The 1,479-nt window shown below is 73.3% G+C and carries 3 protein-coding genes; 2 read left to right on the top strand and 1 reads right to left on the bottom strand.

Features of this window, described 5'->3' with window-relative positions; translation table 11 throughout:
• Positions 1-615 (top strand): MarR family winged helix-turn-helix transcriptional regulator (locus AC2W7G_RS16135; protein WP_485869333.1); only part of this gene is annotated, 615 nt, incomplete at its 5' end.
• A 156-nt stretch (positions 616-771) separates the two neighbouring features.
• On the top strand, positions 772-1,089 hold the full coding sequence (locus AC2W7G_RS16130) for a hypothetical protein (RefSeq protein WP_485869332.1): 318 nt from the start codon (positions 772-774) through the stop codon (positions 1,087-1,089).
• Here AC2W7G_RS16130 and AC2W7G_RS16125 read toward each other — a convergent pair.
• A partial coding sequence (locus AC2W7G_RS16125; RefSeq protein WP_485869331.1) for a thiaminase II/PqqC family protein occupies positions 1,086-1,479 on the bottom strand: 394 nt, incomplete at its 5' end. The two genes, AC2W7G_RS16130 and AC2W7G_RS16125, sit on opposite strands and share 4 nt — an antisense overlap.

Raw genomic sequence — 1,479 nt, 5'->3', positions numbered from 1 at the left:
CGGCTGCCGTACTCGCAGCCCGGGCGCCCCGTCATCACCGAGGCGGTGCGGCGGCTGCGCGCCGCCTGGGACGAGGTGACCGACCAGCCCCGGCGCCCGCGCGCGGCGACGGGCCACGATCGACCTCATCGCCTGAGGCGTGAACTTGCTTCGTACACTAAAGGCATGACCGCGAACGATCCGCTCTCACTCGACGAGCAGGTGTGCTTCGCCATCACCGTCGCCGCGCGCGAGGTGGTGGCCGCCTACCGTCCGGTGCTTGCGCCGCTCGGCCTCACCCACCCGCAGTACCTCGTGATGCTCGCGCTGTGGGAGTCCGACGCGGTGAGCGTCGGGCAGCTGGCCGCCCGGCTCAGCCTGGAGCCGGCGACCCTGACCCCGCTGCTCAAGCGGCTGGAGCGCGACGGCCACGTCGAGCGTCGCCGCGCGCAGCACGACGAGCGGCTCGTGCTCGTCCACCTCACGGACGCCGGACGTGCCCTGCGCGAGCGGGCGCTCGAGGTGCCGCCCCGCATGCTGGAGACGTTCGGCCTGGACGTCGCCGACCTCGCCGAGGTCAACCGCATCCTGCGCGACCTGGCCGGCCGCGCCCGACCCACGGAGGTGCTGGCATGAGCGAGCGCCAGCGAGCGACCGAGAGGCACGTCATGCCGGTGCCGACGTACCGTTCTTCTTCCCCGGAGGTGCCGGCATGAGCGAGCGCCAGCGAGCGACCGAGAGGCACGTCATGCCGGTGCCGACGTACCGTTCTTCTTCCCCGGAGGTGCCGGCATGAGCTCGTCGGCAAGCACGCCGCCGCGCGACGTCGCGCGCGAGATGAAGGCGCTGGACCGGGTCCGCCGCCGCGTCGCCGCGATCGGCTTCTTCGTCATCACCATCCACGGCGTCCTCGGACTCATCGTGGTGGGGCACATCGTCGACGGCCAGGGCCGGCACGGCGACGCGATCGGCCTGGTGGTCATGTCCGGCGTCGTGGCGCTCATCCAGTACGCCGGCTGCCGCTTCATCCTCGGCGCGCGACTGTGGTCACCGTTCTGGATCCTGCTCTCGCTCGTGCCGACCGCGTTCGGTCTCTGGCTGGTGCTCTAGGACCCGGCCGGCTCCGGCCAGGACTCGCCGCGCCACGCGGCGTCCCAGAACATCCACTCGAACCGCGTCGCCGTGCCGTAGGCGCGCAGCACCGCGTCGGACGGCACGGGCGCGACGCGGTCCAGGAGCCGCTCCACCTCGTCCACGGCGGCGTCGAACGCCGGGTCGGCATAGGTCTCGATCCAGGCCGCGTACGGGTGGGCTCCGGCGGGGCGGCCGGCATGGACGGTCCGCCCGACCTCGGCGTAGACCCGGAAGCAGGGCAGCACCGCGGCGAGGCCGACCTCGAACGGCTCCCGTGCCGCCGCCTCGGCCAGGAAGCCGGTGTACGCCCGGCAGGTCGGCGAGGGCTCGCGGTCGTCCACGACCACGCCGCGGTCCGCCAGCTCC

This window comes from Aeromicrobium sp. PFPM2_SD2, from assembly GCF_057364525.1.
Note: the sequence above shows the minus strand (reverse complement) of the source record. Positions and strands in the feature narration are given on the sequence as shown.